18 protein-coding genes are annotated in these 19,223 nt (G+C 44.5%); 8 read left to right on the forward strand and 10 right to left on the reverse strand.

Annotation, left to right across the window (positions count from 1 at the left end; translation table 11 throughout):
• The first annotated feature begins 35 nt into the window (after window positions 1-35).
• The gene (locus GJV22_RS01560) at window positions 36-2,462 is read left to right on the forward strand and encodes a glycoside hydrolase family 31 protein (RefSeq protein ID WP_238480260.1); all 2,427 of its coding nucleotides are present in this window, start codon (window positions 36-38) and stop codon (window positions 2,460-2,462) included.
• Window positions 2,463-2,502: 40 nt separating this feature from the next.
• Here the strand turns inward: GJV22_RS01560 and GJV22_RS01565 are convergent, their stop codons facing one another.
• The gene (locus GJV22_RS01565) at window positions 2,503-3,369 is read right to left on the reverse strand and encodes a helix-turn-helix domain-containing protein (protein WP_205461715.1); all 867 of its coding nucleotides are present in this window, start codon (window positions 3,367-3,369) and stop codon (window positions 2,503-2,505) included.
• 156 nt (window positions 3,370-3,525) lie between these two features.
• Here GJV22_RS01565 and hxlB point away from each other — a divergent pair, with 156 nt between their 5' ends.
• Window positions 3,526-4,110: a 6-phospho-3-hexuloisomerase gene (gene hxlB / locus GJV22_RS01570; protein WP_163707706.1), complete on the forward strand. Its 585-nt coding sequence runs from the start codon at window positions 3,526-3,528 to the stop codon at window positions 4,108-4,110.
• Window positions 4,111-4,152: 42 nt separating this feature from the next.
• Complete coding sequence (gene hxlA / locus GJV22_RS01575; protein WP_163707709.1) at window positions 4,153-4,788, forward strand: 3-hexulose-6-phosphate synthase; 636 nt, start codon at window positions 4,153-4,155, stop codon at window positions 4,786-4,788.
• Between the two features lie 161 nt (window positions 4,789-4,949).
• Here hxlA and GJV22_RS01580 read toward each other — a convergent pair whose 3' ends face one another.
• The gene (locus GJV22_RS01580) at window positions 4,950-5,204 is read right to left on the reverse strand and encodes a DUF202 domain-containing protein (protein WP_163707713.1); all 255 of its coding nucleotides are present in this window, start codon (window positions 5,202-5,204) and stop codon (window positions 4,950-4,952) included.
• 122 nt (window positions 5,205-5,326) lie between these two features.
• On the opposite strand from GJV22_RS01580, the gene GJV22_RS01585 reads away from it, so the two are divergent.
• The 4 genes from GJV22_RS01585 to GJV22_RS01600 all read left to right on the forward strand — a co-directional run bounded on the left by GJV22_RS01585 (window position 5,327) and on the right by GJV22_RS01600 (window position 7,741).
• Window positions 5,327-5,764, forward strand: a complete 438-nt coding sequence (locus tag GJV22_RS01585) for a VOC family protein (RefSeq protein WP_163707716.1) — start codon at window positions 5,327-5,329, stop codon at window positions 5,762-5,764.
• 56 nt (window positions 5,765-5,820) lie between these two features.
• Window positions 5,821-6,600: a LuxR C-terminal-related transcriptional regulator gene (locus GJV22_RS01590; protein WP_205461716.1), complete on the forward strand. Its 780-nt coding sequence runs from the start codon at window positions 5,821-5,823 to the stop codon at window positions 6,598-6,600.
• Window positions 6,601-6,693: 93 nt separating this feature from the next.
• Window positions 6,694-6,921 carry a hypothetical protein gene (locus GJV22_RS01595; protein ID WP_163707718.1) on the forward strand — a complete coding sequence of 76 codons (228 nt, stop codon included), beginning with the start codon at window positions 6,694-6,696 and terminating at the stop codon, window positions 6,919-6,921.
• A 277-nt stretch (window positions 6,922-7,198) separates the two neighbouring features.
• Window positions 7,199-7,741 carry a hypothetical protein gene (locus GJV22_RS01600; protein WP_163707723.1) on the forward strand — a complete coding sequence of 181 codons (543 nt, stop codon included), beginning with the start codon at window positions 7,199-7,201 and terminating at the stop codon, window positions 7,739-7,741.
• A gap of 32 nt (window positions 7,742-7,773) precedes the next feature.
• On the opposite strand, the gene GJV22_RS01605 is transcribed toward GJV22_RS01600, so the two are convergent.
• The 8 genes from GJV22_RS01605 to GJV22_RS01640 all read right to left on the reverse strand — a co-directional run bounded on the left by GJV22_RS01605 (window position 7,774) and on the right by GJV22_RS01640 (window position 17,205).
• A complete protein-coding gene (locus GJV22_RS01605) occupies window positions 7,774-8,325 on the reverse strand; it encodes a 1-acyl-sn-glycerol-3-phosphate acyltransferase (protein WP_163707726.1) in 552 nt (183 codons plus the stop codon).
• Window positions 8,326-8,552: 227 nt separating this feature from the next.
• Window positions 8,553-9,260 (reverse strand): DUF6090 family protein, encoded by a 708-nt coding sequence (locus tag GJV22_RS01610; protein WP_163706905.1) that lies wholly within the window; start codon window positions 9,258-9,260, stop codon window positions 8,553-8,555.
• Window positions 9,261-9,530: 270 nt separating this feature from the next.
• On the reverse strand, window positions 9,531-10,493 hold the full coding sequence (locus tag GJV22_RS01615) for a TRM11 family SAM-dependent methyltransferase (protein ID WP_163707729.1): 963 nt from the start codon (window positions 10,491-10,493) through the stop codon (window positions 9,531-9,533).
• Window positions 10,494-10,611: 118 nt separating this feature from the next.
• Window positions 10,612-11,310, reverse strand: a complete 699-nt coding sequence (locus GJV22_RS01620) for a hypothetical protein (protein ID WP_163707732.1) — start codon at window positions 11,308-11,310, stop codon at window positions 10,612-10,614.
• 164 nt (window positions 11,311-11,474) lie between these two features.
• Window positions 11,475-12,950, reverse strand: coding sequence for an alpha/beta hydrolase-fold protein (locus tag GJV22_RS01625; protein ID WP_163707735.1), 1,476 nt, complete (start codon window positions 12,948-12,950; stop codon window positions 11,475-11,477).
• 140 nt (window positions 12,951-13,090) lie between these two features.
• Complete coding sequence (locus GJV22_RS01630; RefSeq protein ID WP_163707739.1) at window positions 13,091-13,420, reverse strand: hypothetical protein; 330 nt, start codon at window positions 13,418-13,420, stop codon at window positions 13,091-13,093.
• Between the two features lie 194 nt (window positions 13,421-13,614).
• Window positions 13,615-15,573 (reverse strand): hypothetical protein, encoded by a 1,959-nt coding sequence (locus GJV22_RS01635; protein WP_163707742.1) that lies wholly within the window; start codon window positions 15,571-15,573, stop codon window positions 13,615-13,617.
• 879 nt (window positions 15,574-16,452) lie between these two features.
• Window positions 16,453-17,205: a LuxR C-terminal-related transcriptional regulator gene (locus GJV22_RS01640; protein ID WP_163707745.1), complete on the reverse strand. Its 753-nt coding sequence runs from the start codon at window positions 17,203-17,205 to the stop codon at window positions 16,453-16,455.
• A 362-nt stretch (window positions 17,206-17,567) separates the two neighbouring features.
• Here GJV22_RS01640 and GJV22_RS01645 point away from each other — a divergent pair, with 362 nt between their 5' ends.
• Window positions 17,568-18,272, forward strand: a complete 705-nt coding sequence (locus GJV22_RS01645) for a hypothetical protein (protein WP_163707748.1) — start codon at window positions 17,568-17,570, stop codon at window positions 18,270-18,272.
• Window positions 18,273-19,223 lie beyond the last annotated feature (951 nt).

Raw genomic sequence — 19,223 nt, forward strand, 5'->3', positions numbered from 1 at the left:
AGTTCAACCTAAAATAAACCCTAACAGTATATACCATGCGCCTATCAAACCCAACATTGATCAGGAAGAAAAAAATGCTTGCTCTGGCTTTCCTTGCCGGAGCCGGCATTTTTTCTTTACATGCCCAAACGCCTTATGCATCGGGCCCGACGAACCAGTACCTGCTCAACCAACCGGTTGACATCAGTGAAGACTTCACGAATTTCACAAACACCTATTTTGTTGCCGATTCGCTTGGCACCTTCGACCCGTCAACCGGGAAAGGGGTACTCAACTACAAGCGGCACGTGTACCAAACCCGGCAGGCGTTCAACAACATGCTTGCCTTTCTGCAGCCGGCCGGCGGCAACGAATTCCCGGAGGCTGAATACGAAGCGAATCCCAATATGCCTTTCAGCATTCAGTTTGTATCACCGAAATCGTTCCGCATTCGGATGGCCAGCAGTACCATTGAGAAAGCAGATGAGCCCTCACTGATGCTGGTCGATGGCTTTGCTCCGGAAGATAAAAGCTCCTGGAAATACGCTAAACTTGAAGATGGCTACCAATACCAAAGCGAATTCGGGAAGCTGATCATTCGTGAGCATCCCTGGCGGCTGGAGATTTACAATGTTGATGGCAAACTGTTGACCCAAACCATGAACCGGAAAGACAACGACGAAACGTATACACCGCTGATGCCTTTCAGCTATGTGCGTCGCTCATCGGATTATTCACGCAGCTTCTCAGCTTCGTTCCGGCTATCTCCGCGTGAAAAAATCTTTGGCTGCGGCGAAAGTTTCAAGGCCCTCGACAAACGCGGGCAAAAAGTGATTTTGTGGACCGACGATGCCAACGGAACCCAAAACGAAACGATGTACAAACCCATTCCCTTCTTCATGAGCAGTCGTGGCTATGGCATGTTTATGCACACCTCAAGTCCGATTACCTGCGACTTTGGAAAATATTACAATGCCGAAACAAACCTGCTTGTCGGCGACGAATCGCTCGACCTGTTTGTGTTTTTGGGTGACCCAAAGGACATTCTGGATGAATACACCAACCTGACCGGAAAACCAAGTATGCCACCGCTTTGGTCATTCGGCCTGTGGATGAGCCGCATCACCTACTTCTCGGAAGCCGATGGTCGGAGGGTGGCCAAAGAATTGCGTGAAAACAAAATCCCCAGTGATGTCATTCACTTCGACACCGGTTGGTTCGAAACCGACTGGCGTTGCAACTACGAGTTCTCCCCTTCCCGCTTCGACGATCCGGTGGATATGATTGCCGATCTGAAAGACGAAGGTTTCCGCACCTGCTTGTGGCAATTGCCTTACTTCACGCCGAAGAACACGCTCTTCAACGAAATCATCGACAAAGGGCTTTATGTGAAAAACGCCAAAGGCAACCTGCCTTACGAAGATGCCACGCTCGACTTTTCGAATCCCGAAACCGTGAAATGGTACCAGGGAAAGATTGCCGGCTTACTGAAGCAAGGTGTCAGTGTGATTAAGGTTGACTTTGGCGAAGCAGCCCCGGCCAGTGGTATTTATGCATCGGGCAAAACCGGCTTCTACGAGCACAACCTGTATCCGCTGCGCTACAACAAAGCAGTAGCCGACATTACCAAAGAAGTAACCGGCGATGCCATTATCTGGGCCCGATCGACCTGGGCCGGAAGCCAGCGTTATCCGCTGCATTGGGGTGGCGATGCGGCCAACACCAATGTGGCCATGGAAGGAACGCTGCATGCCGGACTAAGCATGGGCTTGTCGGGCTTTTCGTTCTGGAGCCACGACATTGGCGGCTTTGTGCTGCAAACCCCCAAAGAACTTTATCGTCGCTGGACACCATTCGGCATGCTCACTTCACACAGCCGAACGCACGGTGCACCTCCCAAAGAGCCTTGGGAATACGGCAAGGAATTTCAGGATGAGTTCCGCAAAAGCGTTGATCTGAAATACGAGCTGATGCCCTACATTTTGGAGCAAGCCAAGGAATGTACGGAAAAAGGATTGCCGATGATGCGCGCTTTGTTTGTGGAATATCCCAACGATCCCGGTGCCTGGCTGGTCGATGATCAATATTTATTTGGTCGCGATATATTGGTGGCACCACTGTTCGAGGAGGTCGCGCCACGCGAAGTTTACTTGCCCGGCGGCGAATGGATTGATTACCAAAGTCGAAAAACCTACAGTGCCGGTTGGCACACCATTGCTCCCGGTGAAATTCCGATCGTGATGTTGGTGCGCAAGGGTGCTGTGATTCCGCACATCAAACTGGCACAAAGCACCAAATTCATGGACTGGTCGGAACTGGAACTGAAGGTCTTCGGCAAAACCGGCGAGAATACAACGACTGAAATTTATCTGCCCAACGACAGCGAGCGCAAAAACGTTCAGCTTGTTTGGGATGGCCAAAAGTACACAGTTAAAAATAACCCGTATCGTGACACCAATTTTAAAGTGACGGTGATCGAGTAAAACCTTCATTGGCCGGGTGACTTCGAGTCACCCGGCCAATTTAATTAATCAACGTATTGTCGTTTGTACGAACATATTCCTTCACCCCTTGCTGAAACTCTTGCGGGCTTTGCCGGGTTAGTTGTTTGAAGAAACGGCTGAAATAGGAGCTGTCTTTAAAGCCCAGGTTATAGGCAATTTCCTTAATGGTATTTTCGCTGTGAATAATCTGCCGTTTGGCTTCCAGCACCACCCGGTCGTGGATGAGTTGCACGGCTGTTTTATCCAGTTTCTCTTTTAAGACCTGGTTCAGGCGCTTGGCGCTTATCCCTAACTTATCGGCATAGAACTCAGCGGTGCGCTCTTTCAGGTAATTCATTTCGAGCAGGAGCATAAACTCGTAAATGCGTTTCTCGTTGATGTCCTGCCGGGTAAAATGTTCCTCTTTCAACTGAATCAATTTCAACAGGAATACCTTCAGCAAAGCTTTGATCATCACCAGCTGCATTTCCTTCTTCTCATATTCTTCCAGCAACAGCTTGAAAACCGAAGCCAGTCCCGCCGAGGTCTGTTCATTCACCTGCAAACAGGAAAATTCGCCCTGAATGTTAAACATGCGGAACACATCGAGCAGAAATTCCTTCAAATCACCTTCAACCAGTTCGCGTTTAAACGAAATGAGCACGCCTTTCTTGCCTGCTTTATTCAATTGATGCACCCGGTAAGGCGGAATCAGGTAAATCCAATCGCCGCGCAAGGTTTGAAAGGCATGTTGCGGCACATGCAAAGCCTCTTCGTCGCGCAACCAAACGATCTCAAAAAATTCTTTTCGCGCCGGATCTTCCAAATACGACGGCGGACAATTATCCAAATTACGGATGTATAAAACCTGGTCTGCTAACATCATTTCCTCCAATCTTTTTTTCACTGGGAAACCAGCGCATTTCCAAAATGTACCACAAAAATATCAAATAGCACCATACCCTGTCCATCTATGGGCAAATTATACCCGACATCTGTCAAATAGTGTACCTGCAGGTCCTTATTTGGCCCCTACTTTTGCTTCGTAAACAAATTGAATGCAATGGAACACACAGAAACGATAAACCAGACCGAAGCCATCCACGAGGCGTTGGAAATGATTCTCTCGGAACATCAACAACTGTTCAGTCAACTTCAGTTTGACGCGATACCGGGCATTGTAGAAGCAATCCGCGAAGCAAACGCGATCTTCCTGCTGGGTGCCGGTCGTACCGGGTTCATGATTAAAGCCGCAGCCATGCGTTTGATGCATTTGGGATACGCCGTGCATGTGGTTGGAGAAACAACCACCCCTGCCATTGGTGAAGGCGATCTGTTAATTGCCGGATCGGGATCGGGAACGACCGGGAACATTGTGAAAGCTGCCGAAACTGCCCGCAAGTGCGGCGCTGCGATCGTTTGCTTCACCACCAACCCCGAATCGCCACTGGCCCACCTGGCCAATCACCGTGTAACGATTCCGGCCGCCGGCAAACAGCAACAAAACGAAACGATTTCGCAACAATATGCCGGCAGCCTGTTCGAGCAATCCTTCCTGCTGCTTTTCGATGCCATCATTCAGCATCTGTGGCAGGATTCGGGGGTTAGCCGCGACGAATTGTGGAAACGGCACACCAACCTGGAATAGCAAAAAGAATTCAAAATTAGATACAATTAAACAAAAATTATCATGGCAAAATTACAAGTAGCAATCGACTTGCTGAATACAGAAGACGCCATCGCATTGGCAACTAAAGTGGCTCCTTACATCGACATTATCGAGTTGGGTACGCCCCTGATTAAAAGTGAAGGCTTACGCGTGATCACCGCGATGAAAGCCGCTTTCCCGGACAAAAAGGTTTTCGCTGATTTTAAAACAGCTGATGCCGGTGCCCTGGAAGCCGAAATGGCGTTTAAAGCCGGAGCTGACTACGTCACGATCCTCGGATCGGTTGACGATGCCACCATTATCGGGGCTGTTGCCAAAGCCAAAGAATACAACTGCGGCGTTGTGGTCGATACCATCGGTATTGCCGACCGCGTGAAACGTGCGCAGGAAGTGATTAAACTAGGGGTTGAATTTGTAGAACTACACGCCGGCCTGGACGAACAAGCCAAAGAAGGTTACTCCATCGAGGTTTTAATTGACGAAGCAACCAGAGCCGGAGTACCCGTTTCTATTGCCGGTGGTGTAAACCTGGCCAGTATTGCCGGGGTGAAAAACTCGGGAGCTGTTGTTGCCGTAGCCGGTGGGGCGATCTACGGCGCAGAAGATCCTGCTGCTGCTGCCAAAGCTTTGAAAGAAGCGTTGATCTCAGCGAACTAAAACTTGCACTCCCGCGAGAAGCAAGGGAAGCCCGGGGAATTCTCCGGGCTTTTTTATGGCTCAGGCTCCTATCCGTTTACCGCCGAAAATCACCGATTCTGCTCCAAACAATCAATTACCGGGCTGCACTCAGGGGGAATCTCTTCCTTTGTATTTCGTTCCTAAACCGATTCGTCTGCTGTTAGCTTCAGCCCCTTATTCATCCGAATAGACAACACCACGCCCATTATGAAGGTGAATAACGAAACCGGCAACAAAACCCAGCCCAGCACCACCAGCCAGGGATCGCTGTAAAATAATTTGATCAGGGTAATGCCGGTTGCAAACACCATGAGGGCTGTCCGAATGAAAGCCAGGAAAGTTCGTTGGTTGGCCAATCGGGTTCGGTCTTCTGCTAATTGATCGCTTCTGCTCACGTCCTTTTGTTTTTAATGATACAAGCCTCAAGTTAACACTTTTCCGGTGGCCGGCAGATATCCGTTTCAACAAAAGCCAAAGCATGTGTGTTTAGAAAAATGAACCACTAAATCATTAGATCATGGCTAAAGTAAGTGTCTACCTTAATTTTAACGGACAAGCCGAGGAAGCTTTTGAATTCTACAAATCGGTTTTTCAAACGGAATACCTGGATGGGATCTCCCGCTTCGCCGATGTTCCTCCTGCGGAGAACATGCCGCTCTTGTCGGAGGAAGATAAAAAACTGGTGATGCACGTATCGCTGCCGATTACCGGTGATTTTATCCTAATGGGATGCGACAGCCCTTCTTCTATCGGCATGAAAGCGGAGTTCGGCAATAATGTACACCTGAACCTGGAGCCGGACACCCGTAAAGAAGCCGATCGCTTATTTAACGCGCTGGCCGAGGGAGGAACGATAACCATGCCGCAAGCCGACATGTTCTGGGGTGCCTATTTTGGAAGCCTGACTGATAAATTTGGCATTCATTGGATGGTCAATTGTCCCTTGAAAGTCTGATGTGATTTCTTTATATTAACAGGTTGAAATAGCAACCAAACAAAAATTCTGTTCCAGTGAGTTTCAACCCCAGAATTCTAAATATATACGACGAAGTTTTCCAAAGTGATCAAATCTTGTCGTCCGGAATTATAAAAGAGCACATCGAAAAAATTAAGGAGATGGATGAATTTCTGCCTCCGGGTCTCTCCTTTTTCATTTTAACCAATACCACAGCCAACAACTTCCCTTTTGTCAGTAAAAATTTCGAGTTCAACATGGGATTGGATAGTGAACGAATGAAAACGATCGGCGTTCAATACTGGCTCAGCCATTTTCATCCCGAAGATCTGCCCGTTTGGGTTGGAATGCTGCAAGATTTAATGCTCTACACGATTAATGAAATCCCGGAGGAAAAACGACTGAATCTTTCGTACACCTGGAACTACCGGGTTCGTAAGTTCAATGGCGACTATGTGAATATTTTTGAACACCAGATGCCGCTAATCCTCGATGACAGCAGCAAACCCATTGTTGGCCTGGCCCACTTATCCATTGTTGGCGACGGGGAGCCTATGCCCATCCGGGCATCCATCAAATACCTCAACAAGGATAACGGTTACGAAACGATTGTGACCAAAAACTACTCGCAAAAAGCGCTATCCGATGGCTTGTCGAACCGGGAGAGGGATATCATTCGCTATTTGTCCCTGAGAAAAACAAGTAAAGAGATTGCCGGGATTCTTCACATCAGTTCGCATACCGTTGATACACACCGGAGAAACATTCTTAAAAAGCTGAATATCGACTCCACCGGAGAACTGGTTACCTACTTTAAAGACCAGATGCTCTTCTAAAAATACTCAAATTGAGTATTTCAGATCTTTTTTTCGATTCGTTCCTTTGAAAGCAGACAGATAGTTGTTGGAACGCTTTAAATCAGGTGCGGAATGAATCGAATGTACAGAACGATAAGAAGCTTGATGATACTTGTACTATTAGTGCTCTCGTTTGTTTGCATTAGTTACTACCAGAAGTATGCCAGACTTGACGCCTTCCTTCAGGAAAAAAGGGCGGATTATAAAGGTCGCTTTCTTATTCCTCAAACGCATGATCCGATACAAAACATCAACTTACTTGATGCCGAAGAAGCCCGCAGACCAGATATTATTGACTGACCTTTCAATTGCCAATTAAGCATTCAACACTTCCTTATTATTATCTGTATCCTGCCTGTCTACCCTTGACAACCACCCCATCACCTTGGTTAAAATTTATTAAACAATAAAATTTATTTCCGGAAGTTTTGTAACTTGATTTGGACGCAAACACCTTAATTCGGTTGACAACATTAAAACAAACTTACAGGAAATATGGCAGGAAGTTTGTTACTATAAATACGCAACCTGCCTTGGGTTTCGGCATCTTGTCATTAACGACCAACTTTATTTAGCTATGAAACAACTACCTGTTTTATTCTTATTCATCCTTTTCGCTTTTGTCTCTTGTGAAGAGGACTCCAATACGCTCACATCCATTAAAGGCGACAGCGGCATTACTTACGACGAAAGTTACAGCCAATGGCAAAAGCTCAAAGCTCAAAACGGAAATTCATATACCTATACCTTGTCCTTCACATCGTGGACCGGATACGGCAGCGCTACAACCTTAACAATAGAAGATGGCCTGGTCGCCGAACGTTCTTACGTTTCCTATGAGATGAAGTACCCGGAAAACGAGATGGTTGTTTTAGAATCATACACCGAAACCGGTGACGACTTAGGCAGCCATGACAAAGGAGTTCCGCTTTTCAATATCGATGATTTGTATGATACCTGTGCCAGCGACTACCTGGTTGTTGACGAAGCAAACAACACGCTCTATTTCAATACCGATCCTACGGGAATTATGAATACCTGCGGCTATGTTCCCGACAACTGTGCCGACGATTGCTATGTTGGAATCAACATTGAGTCGTTTAGCTGGTTGAGCGAATAATAGCTAATGGCTATTCATGTGGCAGTTGGCGTTTACGAGTCTAAATGTAAGGCAAACTGTTCCGGATTTTTGCCTTTAACGTCTTTATAAACGGCGTTAATTTGACTGATCACCGCGTTAAAATCGGACGTATCGTGAATGATTTTTTTAATCGCCATTTCCTTTTTTTCGTAATCAAGGGTCGTTACCACAATGGGAACTTTAGCTTTTTGAGCCATGTAGAAGAACCCTTTATTCCACTTCGTTTGCCTGGTAATCCAACCTTCGGGTGAAACGACAATATGGAGGTCCTCATTCTTTTCCAGCAATTCGGCTACATGAAAGATCGCATTTTGCCCTTTCACTCCCCGTACCGGTATGGAACCAAGCCACCTCATGATGAAGTTCATCGGAAAAAAGAAAAGTTCCTTTTTGCTCAGGAATTTAAAGTTCACACCCATAATGGTGAAACCAAGTTTGCCGTAATAGAAATCGATATGAGCCGTGTGAGGTGCAAAAATTGTAATCGACTTGCGCACCCCTCCGTAATCGCCGGCAACTGTCCAACCTTGTCTTCGTAATAATTTCCCTGCTAAAGTCTTCATCAGATTAAGAATCGTTAAGTTTTGGAAGATAAATATTAAAATCGGATATCCTAACTTCGTGCAAAAAATAAGGTCCTCTTCGATCCGGAAGAACACCTTTTCTTAAGATTATCTGACAAAACGATACAAGAAAACACGCGCTTCTTTCTAAGCGTCAGGCGGAAGTATCCTGTTTTTAAAGGAAGTAGGCTTTTATCGGAAAGAAGCGTTCTTGTTGGCTGTAGCTGTTATCCGTTTTCCACCAGCTCTTTGTCAATCAATTCCAAAATGGCCTTAATTTCATCTAATGCCCTGTTATAAATGTCGTCCTTTTCTCTCATGATCTCCGACGTAATGACAAAATAGTTTTGAAATTCATAGCTAAAAAGGAGGTCTTCATTTTCAATCCTCACTGCGTTCAACCGGATTATTTTATTCAATTCCGGATATATCAGTTTAATGATATCGAAATGACCGGTTTCCAACTTATTGATGTAGATATATATTTCTTCCAGCTTTTGAAGCCCGTCAATAATTGCCTGATTGTTTATTATTTTTATTTCACCGCTGTTAACCAATGCCTGATAAGCGTTGGTTTCCTGGTGGAAATCAGAGTACTCCAACAAATTGATCGTTATTACCGCCAGGGAATCCAAATTGCTTCTGTCATCATTTTCAATAAGTTCGATTGCATACTGATATTGCTTATAATAAAACCGGTTGAAATTTATATTGTTTGTTATAATGTCGCTGTCTTCAATTAGTTGTCTTTTAATATTCTTATAGTAGCCCATTTCTTCTTTTTGAACCAGCCTGTTTTGATTCCAGTTATTGATTGACAAGGCTATTAAAATGCCAATAACAACCAGTGTGATCTCACCAATTGCATATTTCAGATAGCGAACTGTTTTACCATCCGAAAGTAAGCTTTGACGAATTTTGCGAAAGAATTTCATGCGAACTGTTTTTTAGCGGTTCCACCTGAAGGACAGTTGTGCAAGTCGTGTCGACCCGAACACTTAACTTCTTGACGCGAATGGTGACGTCGCGTTTTTTATTTAACACTGTTAAGTAATAACTCGGCTGACCTATCCGCTCAACTGCCAACGCACCATGCACGTTATACGCAGTGTGTGTGCATCGCGTTTTCCATTTTTTTGCGTTCCAACTTACAGGGGCGATAGCGCTGCCGGTTAACCGTTTGTTTACCGGTCCTGTTGTTAGCCCTAACAATTCGCTGGCTGGCCATTCTTTTCACAGACCCATATCTTCCGGGCGAAATTGGCCTTTCCCCGTTTACCAACGCTACAATAATCTGAAATGACCAATCCCGCATTGCTGATTAAGCTGGCGATATCTGCGGTTGATACAATCACAAGCCGGTCGGTGATTTCCACTGCCGACTCAATAATGTGGGTGACCGTATTATCATCGGCATAGCTAAACAAATTGTATGGTAAGTCAATAATGGCGGCATCATACCGGGTGTTCATGTCTTTGATGTCGGAGCGATAGACCGTCGTTGTATAATTGAAGTGAGCCAGATTTTGTCGTGCTTGCCGGCACACCTTCCAGTTGATGTCGCAGCCCTCCATGTTGTTTCCGGCAAAACAAGCTTCCAGCATTATGGTACCAACCCCGCAACAGGCATCCAGCAGCTTTTTTTCTTTGTCGGCCCTGGCGGCAATATTGACCAGCGCTTTGGCAATGTTGATATTGATTGAGTTGCTGAATGAGTATGGTTTTTGTTTGTGTTTATACCAGTCGAAGCCATTCTTGACCAAAACACCAAAACACCAAACCCCTTCGTAACAGCAGATTGCGTAAGTTGTTGTTGGCTTATAATATTCCGGCGTACCTTCAATGCTGTAGCCGATCTCTTTTAACTTTTCGAGCCTCAGCGCATACGCCGTCGGATCTCCGTCCACAACTAAATATTCAACTTTGAAACCCTCGGCGCATATGTGCGCTTGCTTAATTTTAGTGATGAGCGTTCCGTAATCTGCTGAAAACAACTTAATCTCAAGTCTCTTTTTGATAAAAGCACTGCTTGACGGTTCTGCTTTCACATCCGATAAAAGCACTTTATTCTTTTCTTCCCGGTTAAACACAGATCTCGATTCGAGTTTGCATAACTCACTCTCAGTATGGTCATAACTAAAGAAATAGATGTAATCGTTTATCTGCATTTTTTGGTCTTTAATCTTCTTCCGCCGGTGGGGTTTTAGTCCCAGGTACCACCGCCGAATTGGTTGTTCAGGCAACGGACGTTTCGCCCCAAGCCACTCACCGAACCCGACAGAAACCTCAAAAGCTGAAGTTCACGCCTAACCGCCAGTATTTGGGCTTAAAGCTACACGTCCACTCCGAGTCCACCAAATCTCCGCTACTCCGATCGTAACGCAAGCCACCAAGGTAAGCCGAAGCGCCCCAGTGTTTGGCAAAAAAGTAAACGACTTCCGGAGCCAGTTCTACATGCAGCAATTTCACATCCAGCTGAGTTCCGTAGCTTGTTGTTGTTGTATTGGAGCCATCAACCAAAACCAACTCATCGGTGGGTAGCTTATCCCGGGTAGAAGTGGCACCGGCACCAGCAATTTTTGCCTGGCCAAAACTGCCCGACAAATGGGGCACCGCATAAAGCCGTTTCGTTAGCGGTAAATAATATTTACAGAATATCTTCGGCATCCAGTAATTGCTTTCAAGCTCCAGATGTGTTAAGCTGGCCAATGTCCCTTGCAGCTCATAGTTGGTTTCTTCGGCCTTGTCCCAATAACGAGCAAGCCCCAGGCCAACAGCAAAACGATCAGACAAAAAGCGTTCAACTGAGAACGACAGCCCCAGGCTCTTCTCTTCCGTATCAAGTTCTGAATACGATCCCATCGTTGTTGATTCATTCTTATAATAATTAGCGTCGAACGACAGCATAAAGTCTTTTTTCGCCGGCTGTGCCAGCGAGCATAATGCCAGCAATAAGGGCAATGCGATCAAGGCCGTTTTTTTCATGAGCACTTTTATTCTCTTTTATCGTTTAATCTCAACCAGACAATCCTTGGCGGATTTCGGGAACCGGTATTCAAAGGCGATCAGATCAAAGCTAAAAATTCCATTCGAGTTTTCAAGAGTGGCTGGTAGAAGCCAATACTGACAGCCAGTATCGGAACACGTTTCTAATTCGTTGACTGTTTCGCTAGCCATTCCTCATATTTTGCTTCGAGAAATTGAAAGCCATCTTTGTTATAAACGTCATGATGTACGGTGAAATGATCACCCGGGTAGTAAGCAAACACAAAATTCGCGTCCAGGTCTTTCATCTCATTTTCAAGAAGCATCACTGACTTGTCCAGATAGTAATTGTCAGCAGTTCCAACTGAAAACCGAATCTTACCGCTTAGGTCACTTTTTAGTTCCTTCCAATGGTTTCTTAGCAGCAGGGATATGTCATAATTTTCCCAGTGAGAGACGACTTCCTGATTGATCTTTCCCGTGCTTACATCACAAACAGATTCCGGTGCGCCGTTGTCTGCTTTTTTTCCAAACACGGCATTCCACGAGGCATACTGTTCGCCACGATAAAGAACATGCTCCAACTGGTAACTATCTCTTAAATAGCCCCACGGGATGTTGCGGCCACCAATAGACGCGTCAATCCTTAACTCGCCATCACTGGTGTAATACATGTTTTTATCGTCATATAAATTGACCAACTCAAAATTTCGGAAATCTACCGGATCGGGTGCACTGGACCAGCACCCGGCAAAAGTTTTCGGATAATTTACCTGAAGCCAGGCGACAGTCCACCCCCCACTGCTATGGCCGGTGAGTAATCGGGCGCCATCGCAACGAAACGCCTGTTCGACTAGCGGGATGAATTCGTTCACCAAGGCGTCTCCCCAGGGACCGTTGTTGTCACTGTTGGCATAGGTGCTGTGCCCTGTCGGGCAATTTCCATCCAAAAAGATCGTAATACACGGTATCGTACCAATCCCCTTGCTAGCCTTATTGTCACCGGAAAAGGAATGATAGTCACCTCCAAAACCAGATACTTCGTATAGCACAGGGAATTTTCTCTTCGGTTCTTTGTCATACTCTTCAGGAAGAATAATCGCAGCATTAATTGTCGTTTCCTTGTTGTAAAATGAGGATAACAAAGCAGAAGGAGCTTTTAGCACTTTGACATATTCCGTTTCTTCAAATTGATTCGGAGAAGCTATTTTCGAATTACAATTGATCAGGAAAGTTTCATCAAAATCTTTCGTAAGCTTTATTTTGATGGGAGTATTGTACATATTATCCGGACTTGAGCCGATATTGCGCCCACCTGTATTTCTGTCCCACACAACCTGGGCATAATATTGTCCTCTTTCGAGCTCCGATAGCTTTACGGGAAAGGACGTTGCCGAGTCATCAAACACAACCGGAGCGTTTGGCGCTATATCTTTCACCTCGATGCAATAGCAATGAAGTAATGGAAGGCCATAAGCAAGATCTTTGGGGTTTTCTCCATCTTTTGAAAGGTATAACAGGACTTTGCCTGAAAACGATTCACCAAAAGCTTCAGAAGAAAAAGCTGTTTGCACATGTTGAGCAATTGCACTTGTGTTGATGAGAAATATAAATAAGCTGATAATTTTAATTGCTTTCATCTTGTTGTTTTATTCGTACTGACTATGGTCACAGTTGTTGTTGAATCTGTCAGCTAACGGATTTTTGCTTGTGCAGGAAACGACTTGCATCCACTCAGCAGGGTAAGGATTCTCGCATACCACCGCACCCGCTGTGCCATTTACACATTGCCGGGCAGTGGCTTTCTTATTTGACTGATCTTATTTCCAAAGGCCCTTAAAATCAATATACTGAAAACCGCTTCAGGTAAAATTGCGATTATCGAAACAAATGCGGGAGTTATCGGATAATGCTGTATCGTTAAGATGAACAATGTGCTCGGAACCGTTAAAAGTCTTGTCAGTACGATGACAATTCCACTTATCCATGCCGGTTTTTTGTTTCTAAATAAAATGTAGCCCTGGAATAATATCCCTAAAAAATAAGTAACACCTCCTAAGAATAAAATCAAAGCGAGCAGTTCAATAATCGGGGTTGGTTCTTGTTGCATTTTTTGTTCGGTTAAAGTTATTTAATTGCGTTTTATGCTTTTTTCAAGCTGGTGGATAACGGTTGCGTGTATGAAACGTTGGGGATTGCGGGCTTCGTTACTATCCGCCGACACAAACGCTGAAGCGGGGCAGAACGCTTGATTTAACCACATAAACCCCAATGTTTTATACACGATGTTAGCAGTTCGCCCTTTCATTTTCTATTTTTAACCGCTTTATAAATTATTAAATCATCTTCTATTTTTAAAAATGTCAAGATTAGTAGTTTTAAGTATGTAAAATAGGCATACTCGTGCTTTTGTATTTCATCCGGTTTTGCTTGAGTTCCGTGTAAATAACTATTCCTTAAATCCAAGCCATTTGTAAATTCACTTTTGTTCAGGAAATAATTAAAATAGTCTTGTTCTGGTTTGGAAAACAAAGTGCTATCAAAGATTATAATTTTCTCAACCTCCATCTGTTGGGCTTCTTGTCGCAATTCAAACGAATAACGATAGAAAGAAGCAACTTCATTGAGATATAAATCTTTAAGTATTATTACTCTTGCTGGATTTGTGATTTGAATAAAATCGTTACTGTCAATATTTATTAACCTTTTGTCAATTAAATAATTCAATTGAGGTTTTTGATGTTCCTCATAACTGCTATATTTCACTTCCTCGTTTGCAAGTAAATCGAAAAAAGTATGATAATGCTTTTCTTTAAAGGGTTCAACAAAAGCAAGTAAGGTTTGGTCAGAGAAGAATAGATTTATACAACCCACCATTTCTTTATTTTCTTCGTTGAAATATAAATACTTACTTTTGTTTAAGCTAGGAATGTCTTTTATGGCGGTTGGATTAGATGAAATTTGTAAAAGTTCAAAATCTATATTTCCGTCTTCAACAAAAAGTTTGAATTGTTTTAATACTGACTCAAACTCAGGAGCTAGTAATCTTACTTTTTCGAAGTATGATATAGCTGTGGGTATTGAGAAACTTGCATTGTTTGCAAACCCGAACTTTTCTTGGAATGATGAAGTGAAAACTTGATGCAAAACATTTTCCAATAAGATACCTAAGTCGCTAAGTACTTTATTGTAGGCAACTATTTGAAGATGTGAGGTCATCTCCATTAGATTAAATTCTGTTCCTCCTCTGAACTCATTTTGGGAATGGACGCCCATAATTCTTTCAAATACGCCCATTTTATTTTTCTTGCTTACAAGATTGATTCTATGTTGAAGGTCTATGTATTCGAATAAAAACTTAAAATTTTGAAATAGCGAATATGGGTCACAGTTTTGCTTAATGAAATCTAAGCTATAAGTATAGTTTATTATAAAATTTTCATCAATAACACCGTCTTTGACTTTGCTTGTTTTTTCAGAAAAACTAACTGAAACACCATATTTCATTCCATTGTTTTCAGCGAAGAATTTCTCAGTTTCGCTTTTGTGTAAACGCTTCGCTTTTAAACGTGTTTTATCAGACACCTTAAAATCATTCCTGTTTCTTACGTTTTGGATAAGTCCAATGTAATTATAGTTTACATCATTGGAATCTAAATATTTTGAAAGAATCGTTTCCTTGTCATCAACGGATAAACTTTTAGGAATAAATTTCTGTTTTTTTTGAAAATCATCTTTGACTTCATAAACCGAAAGTAATATTTCAGCAGATTGAGAATAAGTCAATAAGAAAAGTCTAATTTCTTTATCGTAATGGTCAACTATGTTTTTGTGAGTTAAAATCTCATATATTATGTGTGGCTCATTTGAAAGAATGCTACTAAAAATAGGCTTAGAAATTCGTTTGAATACACTTTGATTATTGACCAATTCCCAAAACGAATGAACGTAATCTTGCAATGTGTTCTCATATAAACTTACAACGTTACTGTCGTTAATCGTAGCCAAAAATTGTCCAATAACTTTTCCAAATTCTGTTGCTTTTTGTTTGAAATTGGTAATGTCATCGTTAGTCCAACTTTTCAAATACAATTCGTTGTCAATGTATTTTTTTATATTGTATAGTTCAAAAATATCGTTAATATCTGAGTAATTTGATTTTATGTCAGACCGTAAAATGTGTTCTCCTTTTTGGAGTTGGTGTCCGCCTGCCATATCTTCTTTTGAGTAAAACACTACTTTATTTAAGTCAGATTTTTTCATTTGTGCTGTGTCTGTTTTTTAGGGTGACTGCTAACGGTGTTGGAAACGCTATTGTGTTTATTTCTCTTATCGTTTGAGTTTAAGGTGCTCTTCCTACACCTAATCGGCGGGGTAAAAGCACCTACCTGATGTTATGATTGCAAATACCCCCCAACCAACTTTTTGACTTTAGCATAAGACTCCACACCGATAGCCACCAGCTACCGCGTTCATCTTTACTTGCAAATACATCAATTGGAAAGGATGGAGATCATCCGGAAGGGGTTTGAGGCTGATTCATTCGGGTTTATTTATTGTGGTTTAACCAAAAGTAAACTATTTTGTTAAGCGAACAGTTCTTTTTACCGAATATTTACCTTGTTTAGTAAAGTTTTTAGCTTTCTGAAGGCTTGAGCACTAGCCGGTAGCTCAATTGGGGCTGCCGGGCCAGCACGTAGACTATAATTCGCCTCTCTTGTTTATTACCACACGGTTTAATGAACATTACCGAACATTCTCCCTACCAATGCACATTCATGCGACGTTAATGTACACTACTGCGGCGTGGCTACACATTACTGCAGCGTGGCTGCACATTACTGCAGCGTGGCTGCACATTACTGCAGCGTGGCTGCACATTACTGCGGCGTGGCTGCACATTTACGCGACGTGGCTACACATTTATGCGACGTGGCTACACATTTATGCGACGTGGCTGCACATTTACGCGACGTGGCTGCACATTTACGCGACGTGGCTACACATTTACGCGACGTGGCTATGAAAGCCGAGAGTGTCCAAAAAAGTGTGTAAATGAGTTAGCCCCTTTCGAGCCGGAGGTAGACCAGGCAGGACATTTCAACCAGATTCCGCTGTTGGAATCCAATCGTTTCGGAGCGGCTATAAACAACGAAAACAATGGGCATAGTGTATCAGCTGGGGGTTACTGGTTAGTTGCGACCGACCGCGACAAGTGGTCAGGGTATTGTAAACGGTACTTTCGGTCAGCTTAAGTTCGTTGGCAATTTCCTTCATCTGTTTGCCACGAGCCAGCAGTTCGATCATGCTCATGCGTTGGGGCGAGAAATACAGGATGCTACTGTCCCCCTGTTTAAAGAGCACCGGTTTGCGCACTCCAATGCGGCAAAAACTGCGCATGGGGGCTGTTGGTTTACAATCGGCATCAATCAGGTGCAGGTAAAAGCGAACCAGGTTATCGCCGAGGGTTTCGCTAGCCGGCAAAAATGCCGTGTGGCACATGATCCGGATATACTGTCCGCTGTTGTTGCGCAAACAACCGTCGAGGGTGAGGCGGTACTGCGACCGATTGCAATCCGGATTAGCATCGAAAAAAGCCATCACCCGGACAATCGTTCCCTTCACAAAACGGCAATCCAGCTGACTTAAATGCTGAAAAAAGAAATCGAGCTTCGGATGTTCTAAAAATGCCGTGTTGAAAAAGCCATTCAGCAGGCGGGGTAGCTTGGCATCGTAATACACAAAGGTTTCTGTTGCCCAGTCGAGTAAGCCAAATTCAACGTGCTCGTTACTCATGGTATCGGAAACAAATGCGCGAAGTTCGTCTAAGCTTTGTTTGTTGTCGCTGCCGGTTGCTAAAAAGCCGGAAGTCAACAGTTTTTTGCCCAAGTCCATCAACGGTTAAACAAATCGGTTCAATTGTTCCGGGCGATCGCCGTTTGGCGTGCTCGTTAAATAAACAGAGGGGTCGCGTTGTTTCCGGTCGGCAACCAAGCTGTTAACCCGTATGAACAAAGGCTTAAGAGCTATCGCTCAGCAGTGGGTTGTACACCCGTATTTAACCGGTTTCGGATAAGCCGGAACAACGTACCACGGGCACGAAGACCAACCGGTTAACATGTCGGGACTAATTGATTATAAAAAAACAATAGTGAATAATGACTATTACTACTTGTAAATTAACACTTTAAATTTACTCATACAAATTAAATCGTGTAAAACAGCAGCACGTAGTAATCATTTTAAACATTCATGTTATGACAACAGCACGCATTCCAAGACTAATTTTGCCGTTTAATGCTTATCTGAACAACACCGAAGGCTACCTGAAAGCCGGTACTCCGACAACCAATGCCGACCGCTTGGGTATCTTACCCGAAGAGTTGGCCACCTGGAGTGGTTTCCTCGCAGTATGGACGCCAAACTTCCTGCTCTATTCGGACAAAAAGAACAGCCGCACAACGACCGTCATTGAACAACTGAAGCTTGTTATCGACAACACGGCGAATTATGATCATCAGCGCAACTTGCTCGACCGGATTGCCTCGTCGCCCAATGTTACGTTAACCGATTTAACCACCTTTAATATTAAGGGTAGTTTGCTGGCGAAAACAACCCATAGCCGGCCAACAACGCCGCTGCCGAATTTGGTGTTAGCCTCGCTGAAACAAATGGGCGGTGGTAAACTGTCTGTTCAATGCCGAAGTTCGGAAGGCGGTGGCATCTCCATTGAGAAAGACGCCAACGCAGTCGAATACCTGTACAAAACAGGCACCACCGCTCCCCTGTCCATCAGCGACGAAGGCTTGAAAACCGGCTTGTCGACCCGTGCACGCTTCACCCTTGCTTTGGGAGCAGAAAAAAGCGCTCAGTATGCGTACCTGTATTTCCGGTGGGTCAACACCAAATACCCGGATCTGGCCGGCCCCTGGAGCGCCCTGCGAACCATGCTGCTGATATAAGCGCCCATGCGCAAACAGCAGCACAAAGAGGCCTGCCTGTCAGCAGACAGGGACGATAATGTCGTGCCCATTATCAGGCTGAGTTGATAAAAGCAGCTTCACCCCGGGCTACTGCTTTCGCCCCGTTGGGCCCCAACAAAAAAGCCCAACGGGCTGACAGCAACAGCATGGGGCAACGCCCTATGTTTACGAAACAACCCCCTCTCTCTTTTTTCAGGATATCGTCCTCAGGCCGGACGGGCCTATACTTTTCCATTCGATGAAAAGTATACCAAAATCTTGTCAAAACGAACCCTCCCCCGGGCGTTTTGACGGCCAACGCACACGCTCCGATCAGCAATTGAGATAACCGGCTTAATTCAATTGTCTCACAGGCATGCCGGCTCTTCCCCTCTCTACCAGTAGAGAGGCCTGCCTGGCAGCGGACAGGGACGATAATGTCGTCGCCATTATCAGGGTGAGTTGATGAAAACAGCTTCACCCCGGGCTACTGATTTCGCCCCGTTGGGCCCCAACAAAAAAGCCCAACGGGCTGACAGCAACAGCATGGGGCAACGCCCTGTGTTTACGAAACAAAATCCTTCTCTCTTTTAGTATATCGTCCTCTGGCCGGACGGGCCTATACTTTTCCATTCGATGAAAAGTATACCAAAATCTTGTCAAAACGAACCCTCCCCCGGGCGTTTTGACGGCCAACACACACGCTCCGATCAGCAACTGCGATAACCGGCCTCATTTAAGTTGCCTCTCTGGCATGCCGGCTCATCCCCTCTCTACTGATAGAGAGGCCTGCCTGTCAGCAGACAGGGACGATAATGTCGTGGCCATTATCAGGGTGAGTTGACGAAAGCAGCTTCGCACCGGGCTATTGCTTACGGCCTTCGGGCCTCAACAAAAAGCCCAACGGGCTGACAGCAACAGCATGGGGCATCGCCCTATGTTTACGAAACA

This window comes from Mangrovibacterium lignilyticum (assembly GCF_010882175.1).
Lineage (GTDB): Bacteria > Bacteroidota > Bacteroidia > Bacteroidales > Prolixibacteraceae > Mangrovibacterium > Mangrovibacterium lignilyticum.